Here is a 6658-nt window from a genome sequence, read left to right as displayed (position 1 = left end):
ACTTCTACTTCTTCTGACTCTTCTGTTTCTGCAATTGCTTCCACTTCCTCAGGCTCTTCTGCTTCTGCAATTACTTCTACTTCTTCTGACTCTTCTGCTTCTGCAATTACTGCAATTACTTCTATTTCTTCTTTTGTTTCTTCTTCTAACTCTTCTGGTATTTCCACAATGATTGTTTCTTCAAGTTTTTCTTCTGCTTTGACAATCACTGATTCTTCTGGAGCTTGTTTTTCTACTTCAATAGTAGGTTGTTCTATTTCTGTATTACGCTTAATTTCTTCTGATAGTATTGTATCCTCGTGCTCTACTTTAGAATCTACTAATTTCTCTTGTGAAATATTTTCGTTTAGCACCACTACATCTTTTTCTTGCTTTGCATCTTCCATGCGCTCAGCTACCGTTTTATGAAGTAATTCATCCGCTACAACTTCCTGCGGTGCACTAATTTCTTGAACCACTTCTTTTTCTTCTACTAAAGGTACTTGGCGCTCAATTTCATAACCGTTTTTCTCTAACCATTGATCGACAACTGATTTTTCTTCCTTTTTACTCTGTTGCTCTTGCTGATTAACGCCTTCATGACTAGAAGAAATCTTTGCTTGTCCTTCTGAGAAATCAGATAATGTATATCCCTTTTTCTCTAACCATGCATCAACGACCGCTTTTCCCTCTACAGATATTTCAAGGTCTTCTCTTTCCTTTACTTCCTCCTGCTTTTCTTCCTTTTTCTCTACAGAAGGACGATTATATCCGTAAATTGGCGAAATCATTTCTGTTGGACGAAATGGTCTACGGTTACTTTCTTGCGCTGGTGCAGGTGTTTTCTTTACGACAGGCTCTCGCTCCGGTTCATATTGCACTTCCGGCTCTTCATATGTAGGAACTACCTTCTCCACATACGGTCGTCTGCTTCTTTCCACTTTGATTCCTCTTTGAATAGGCTGATTTTCATATGTTACAGCTTGAACAGGTTGTTCTTCATAATGCCCTGTTTCTATAACATCCTCTTCATCGAACCCATTATCTGGTACTAATGGAAAACGGCATTTACCTGCACTCCTACTTGCCATTTGCGCTTCTCTTGCTTCAGTGTAGTGGTTTACACGAGGAATTTTCGGCTGACTTTCAACTTGCTTTGGTACTTCTTTATTCATCGCTGTTTGTTCTTCCTCTTTGTTAAACAGCTTTTTCATCCAATCTAACATGCTTACCACTCTTTCTACTAAATAGTAACATCCTTTATTGTATCAGCATTCGGAAAAAAGTGCAGGTAAAATTAAGCATGTCATATTTATCCATAATATTCTAATTTACGAGTGTTTTCATATGGAAAAACGCACCCTTACATGTAAGACTGCGTTTAAGCTTTACTCTTCCGATATTCATCTACACTATCCGTTACACTTTGCAATAAAGAATTTACATACTGCGGGTCAGATAATTTTTTATCTTCTTCATGGTTTGACATAAACCCAAGTTCTAATAGTACGCCAGGTACTTTGGACCAATTAAATCCAGAAAGATCATCCCTGAACTTAATTCCATTTACTTTCACTTGCTGGTTCTCTCTCATTTTATTTACTATCGTTTGAGAGATTTGAAGACTTTCCGCATAAATCTCTTTCGTATACGGACTTCCTTCTGCCGGCGTCAATACAGCGAATCCACTTTGATTCGGATTTTCAGAACCATCTGCATGAAGACGTAAAAATAAATTCGCCTTATGATCATTCGCAAATGTCGCACGTTCTTTATTACTTATATCAACATCTTGTGACGTCCTCGTCATTAATACTTGCATTCCCTTTGCTTCAAGCTTTTCTTTTAATACGAAAGCCATTTCTAATACAAGGGCAGCCTCTCTTTTTTTCGTCACAACACCAGTTGTACCATCTGTCACTTTATATTTTTGCGTCGTTGCTCCTGGTCCAATCGGCTCTAAATTTAAATTTGCTTTTTGTTGATGCCCCGGATCAATAACGACGAGAAACTTTCCTTGTTTTTCATTACTCTCTACTTTTTGTTCATTATTTTGCATAAGTTGCTCAGTTGGCTGCACTGGCGTAGCTTCCTCTTTCTTTTCCTCAGCCGGCACTTCCTCCTGCTTATGCTCCACTTGCTCATTCGTTTGAACTGCTTGCGGTTCTTCTTTCTTCTCTTGTTCTTCTTGCTGTTTTTCTACCGGTGCGTCTTCCTTTTTATTTTCACTTGTTTCTTTTATAGAAGATGTTGTCTCTTTTTTCGGTTGTTCTTGTGAGCAACCTCCCATATATATACCAATGAATGCAATCATGCTCATTATTTTTATATACTTCATGCTTTTCTCCCATCACTTTGCACCGGTCTCAAAGTTTTTTATAATTGTTTTATAATCTCATCCATATTTCCAATATGAACGGGTTGCCACGTTTCAGTACCACGCTCCGCTGTATAAACGAGATAAGCATCATCAACTACATTTACGAAAACCGGATCCCCCATATCTGTTTCATATCCGATAACAATCCATTCTTCTTTCCATTTTCCATGTTCTTCACTTATTAATGAATTTTTATGTTTATCATATCGATAACCGATTTGTCCTTTTTCTACTTCATTTTCACTAAACAAATATATTTCATAAGAACCTAACTCGATATCTTGCTGTTTGGAAGTTTCAATTCGTTTCAGAAGTGCTGCGATTTTGGGTTGTTGTTTCATACGTCTTCCCCTTCTTTTTTCTAAATTTTACCTAATTCATTTTTAAAATACAATATAGTTTTTAAAGAGAAACGTTACAATCTTAGGAATTTCACACAAAAAAATAGCCCCACATATGCGAGGCTATTTTTTCTTACATCAATTAAAATTTAAACTCTTGTCCAACTTCAAAGCTATCTTCTAATACAAGAATACCTTTTTCTTGTGGAGCGTCTGGAAGCTCTAATTCACGTGCAGAGCAAATCATTCCAGAAGAAGGAACACCGCGAAGTTCAGCTGGTTTAATCAGCATACCACTTGGCATTACAGCGCCGATTTTTGCAACGACAACTTTTTGTCCTGCATCAACGTTCGGTGCGCCACATACGATTTGTAATGTTTCTGTACCGATTTCTACTTTACAAATGTTTAACTTATCAGCATTTGGATGTTTCTCTTTTTCAGCTACATAGCCTACAACAAATTTCGGAGAAAGATCTGCTTCTACTGTTTCTTCAAAGCCGTTCTTCGCTAAAATTTCGTTGATTTTCTCAACAAGTTCTTTCGTTAATGTAAGGTTACCTGTTTCTGTTACTTCTAAGTAAGAAGATGCATTAAAGATGTTGAATCCTCCCGTTACGTTGCTTTCACGATCATAAACGCGAGCAACATCTCCTTTGCGATCAAAAGCACGAGTCTCTAAAGTAATATCTTGTAAGGCAACAATTAGAGTGTCACCAATTCCTTCAAGGTTGTAAAAAACGTTCACTTCGTTCATCCTTTCTCTTTTCCATCTGTCTTCTTCCGATTCTTCGCTAAAATAAAGATTGGTTCAAAGTCCCCATCTTCATATACGAATGAAAGTGATGTAATCGGAACATGCCCTTCGGCAAAAAATTTCATTGTCATTTGTGCAATAATATCATAACCGATTTCGTTAACGATATCAGCAATAATTAATACATCTTGGTGAGGAACAGCAACAACCATGTCACCAGAAATCTTTTCACGCATCGATTGTAGTAACGATTCGTTTAAAATACGCGTCGCATCATACCCATCGTTTGTGTTTAAAAAGTAGAATGTATTACCTGCTACTGTGTCCTGCTTAAATTCATACCCTAATGAACGAGCATTGAATAATGCCATTTCACGTACTTGTTGTTCTGTAAGCTCTAACTTTTGTAATAAACGCTCATCAATTAGTCGATACGTTTTATTAGAATCTAGCGCGTAGTAAATACGTGTTTCCGCCGTATGATCCGTCATAATAAACGGATTTCCTTCTTCTGCTTGTTTCGGGAAAGAAGTAGAGCGAATAACAGGTAAAATTTTCGCCTCGCTATTTTCTTCTTTATGCATCGCAATTAACGCCTCTTGTACGTAATAGGCAACCTCTTCAATTGCTTTTTCTTTATTCACTTCCCATTTTGCCACAACTCCTGGAAGCGATACGTTAATACCTTTTTTAGAGTCTTTCTGTTCAATACGTAGAACTTCTTTCTCGCTATCATACTGAAAGTCCCATTCTGAACGAGATAATTTCTTCATTAACTCGTCTTTCATCTTTTTACTTGTCATCTTCATCTCTTTTTCCTCCCTTCCAAAAAAATAACCTCCCCCGCGAAGGTAGAGGTTGTTTTACAATTCAATTGGCAAATTGCCTTATTTTAAACCTTCAATGAACTCTTCGATTTGTTCTTGTGTTTTACGATCTTTGTTTACATAGCGACCTGTTTCTTCACCCTTATTGTACGCTACAAAGCTCGGAATGCCAAATACGTCTAATTTCACGCATAGATCAATAAACTCATCACGATCTACATAGTAAAATGAGAAATCACTATATTTCTCTTCTACTTCTGGCATAAATGGGTCTACAAAGCGGCAGTCTGGGCACCATTCTGCTGAGAACATAAAGACTACATTCTCTTCATTTTTTAATTGTTGGAATTGCTCCATGCTTTCTAATGATTTCATCTATATTTCCTCCTCTAACGAGTGCTTTTTTCATGTTATAATCTTTCTTTTATACTACCATACATCGCGCACGGTGCAAGGTTTATGCTTGCTTTTCATCATACTTATATTGTCCAACTAACAACTTAACAACGTGTACAAATAATTCCGTTCGATTGACATAATCATCTGTAAAGATCCCGATAGCACCTTCGTGGCTACGAATATCTTTTCGCTGTACAAATTCTTCCATCACTTCGCTTAACTCTTTTCCTTCTTCCAGTGGCGTTAAAAAGTCATCTGGTAATTTAATACGAGCGCCTCCTGCAACAAATACTCTACCGTCACTTGTCGCCAAAGCACCCCAGTTACACATAAATAAACCGTGCGCCGTTTTCATCACGCCGCCTTCCAGCCCAATACCAATTTGAGCTTCTCCTTCCTGGAGCGCTCGTTTTGCTCTATTTATCGCTCCTTGCATCGTCTCTTCATCTGAAAACGGCTGTGCTGCTACTCCTGAAGGAACAGAAAGGGATGTAATTGTAGCATCTCCCCAAACCTTCTCCACTGCTCCAACCTTCGTTTTATTCTTTGATCCAACTACTACTTTCATTTCGTTCACCTCTATAAAAATTCTTCATTCCATTCTAACATCCGCTTCGGCACAAATTAAGTACCAACCACTACCACACACCACCAGGGAATTCCTTCTACCCATAAAAGAAGGTCGCTTTCCACAATATTACTGGTCCTAAACACAAAAACAGGCCTCTTCTTTCTTCCTATCCGCGGTCTTAATACATCATTCGAACACCATTAGGCACTAACCGCCACCACTCATCGCTAGGTCATCTATTCAACCTAAAAAAAGAAGGGTTTTTCGCCCTTCCTCCTTACGCGTTATTCTTAATTGTTTCTAACGTCGTTTTATCTGTTGCTCTTACAAGCTTCGTAATGAGTTCTTTCGCTGCTGCATAATCATCAACATGTAAAATAGAAGCATGTGTATGAATGTAGCGTGCGCAAACACCAATTACTGCTGATGGGATACCAGAGTTACTTGTATGTACACGGCCCGCGTCTGTACCACCTTGTGAAATAAAGTATTGGTACGGAATGTTGTGTGTTTCTGCTGTATCTAAAATAAATTCGCGCATTCCTCTATGCGTTACCATTGTACGATCGTAAATACGAAGAAGAGCACCTTTTCCTAATTGACCGAACTGTGTTTTGTCACCAGAAGCATCGTTTGCTGGACTTGCATCAAGCGCATAGAAGATGTCTGGTTGAATCATATTCGCAGCAGTTTGTGCGCCGCGAAGACCGACTTCTTCTTGTACAGTCGCACCAGAGTATAATGTGTTTGGTAATGTTTCGTCTTTTAATTCTTTTAGTAATTCAATTGCAAGGCCACATCCGTAACGGTTGTCCCAAGCTTTCGCCATGATTTTCTTTTCGTTTGCCATCGGAGTAAACGGGCAGATTGGCACGATTTGTTGTCCTGGTTTTACACCAATTTCAATCGCATCTTCATAGCTATCTGCACCTATATCAATTAACATGTTTTTTATATCCATCGGTTTTGCACGTTGAGCGTCACTTAATAAATGAGGAGGGATAGAACCAACAACCCCAATAACAGGACCATTCTTCGTCATCACTTGTACGCGCTGCGCTAATAGAACTTGGCTCCACCAGCCGCCTAACGGTTGAAAACGAAGCATTCCGTTTTTCGTAATTTGCGTAATCATGAAACCTACTTCATCCATATGACCTGCTACAAGAACACGTGGGCCAGTTTCGTCCCCTTTTTTCAGACCAAATACGCTACCTAAACCGTCTTGTACAATTTCATCAGCATATTTGCTTAATTCTTGCTTCATAAAACGGCGTACATCATGTTCAAAACCTGACGCACCTTGTAATTCTGTTAACGTACGAAATAATTGTAATGTCTCTTTATTCACGAAGTCCCCTTCTTTCAAACCTTAGTAGAATACCTCTTTTATTGTAACGAAAT

General features: G+C 38.4%; 7 protein-coding genes and 1 pseudogene. All 8 read right to left on the bottom strand.

Going from position 1 to position 6658, the window contains the following annotated elements; genetic code table 11:
• Nucleotides 1-1205: pseudogene (locus BAQ48_RS03905) on the bottom strand (DNA translocase FtsK); the annotation flags it as partial.
• 155 nt (nt 1206-1360) lie between these two features.
• Entirely contained in the window at nt 1361-2317 is a 957-nt protein-coding gene (locus BAQ48_RS03900; RefSeq protein ID WP_071710055.1) for an N-acetylmuramoyl-L-alanine amidase, read from the bottom strand.
• A 38-nt stretch (nt 2318-2355) separates the two neighbouring features.
• Complete coding sequence (locus tag BAQ48_RS03895) at nt 2356-2700, bottom strand: thiamine transporter (RefSeq protein ID WP_071710054.1); 345 nt, start codon at nt 2698-2700, stop codon at nt 2356-2358.
• A 142-nt stretch (nt 2701-2842) separates the two neighbouring features.
• Entirely contained in the window at nt 2843-3457 is a 615-nt protein-coding gene (gene ytpR / locus BAQ48_RS03890) for a YtpR family tRNA-binding protein (RefSeq protein WP_071710053.1), read from the bottom strand.
• A complete protein-coding gene (locus tag BAQ48_RS03885) occupies nt 3454-4266 on the bottom strand; it encodes a DUF1444 domain-containing protein (RefSeq protein WP_071710052.1) in 813 nt (270 codons plus the stop codon). The genes ytpR and BAQ48_RS03885 overlap by 4 nt, the downstream gene beginning before the upstream one ends.
• Before the next feature lie 78 nt (nt 4267-4344).
• The gene (locus BAQ48_RS03880) at nt 4345-4659 is read right to left on the bottom strand and encodes a thioredoxin family protein (protein WP_000838193.1); all 315 of its coding nucleotides are present in this window, start codon (nt 4657-4659) and stop codon (nt 4345-4347) included.
• Nucleotides 4660-4741: 82 nt separating this feature from the next.
• The gene (locus tag BAQ48_RS03875) at nt 4742-5251 is read right to left on the bottom strand and encodes a DUF84 family protein (RefSeq protein ID WP_071710051.1); all 510 of its coding nucleotides are present in this window, start codon (nt 5249-5251) and stop codon (nt 4742-4744) included.
• Between the two features lie 280 nt (nt 5252-5531).
• Entirely contained in the window at nt 5532-6605 is a 1074-nt protein-coding gene (locus tag BAQ48_RS03870) for a M42 family metallopeptidase (RefSeq protein WP_002170155.1), read from the bottom strand.
• Nucleotides 6606-6658: the final 53 nt, after the last annotated feature.

The sequence above is a fragment of the Bacillus luti genome, assembly GCF_001884105.1.
GTDB classification, from domain to species: domain Bacteria; phylum Bacillota; class Bacilli; order Bacillales; family Bacillaceae_G; genus Bacillus_A; species Bacillus_A luti.
The sequence above is the reverse complement of the archived record's forward strand: the minus strand, read 5'-3'. Positions and strand labels throughout refer to the sequence as shown.

Bases quoted from the DNA above. Each gene is read 5' to 3' on its own strand.
- BAQ48_RS03900 (WP_071710055.1), bottom strand. From the start codon at position 2,317: ATGAAGTATATAAAAATAATGAGCATGATTGCATTCATTGGTATATAT.
- BAQ48_RS03895 (WP_071710054.1), bottom strand. From the start codon at position 2,700: ATGAAACAACAACCCAAAATCGCAGCACTTCTGAAACGAATTGAAACT.
- ytpR (WP_071710053.1), bottom strand. From the start codon at position 3,457: ATGAACGAAGTGAACGTTTTTTACAACCTTGAAGGAATTGGTGACACT.
- BAQ48_RS03885 (WP_071710052.1), bottom strand. From the start codon at position 4,266: ATGAAGATGACAAGTAAAAAGATGAAAGACGAGTTAATGAAGAAATTA.
- BAQ48_RS03880 (WP_000838193.1), bottom strand. From the start codon at position 4,659: ATGAAATCATTAGAAAGCATGGAGCAATTCCAACAATTAAAAAATGAA.
- BAQ48_RS03875 (WP_071710051.1), bottom strand. From the start codon at position 5,251: ATGAAAGTAGTAGTTGGATCAAAGAATAAAACGAAGGTTGGAGCAGTG.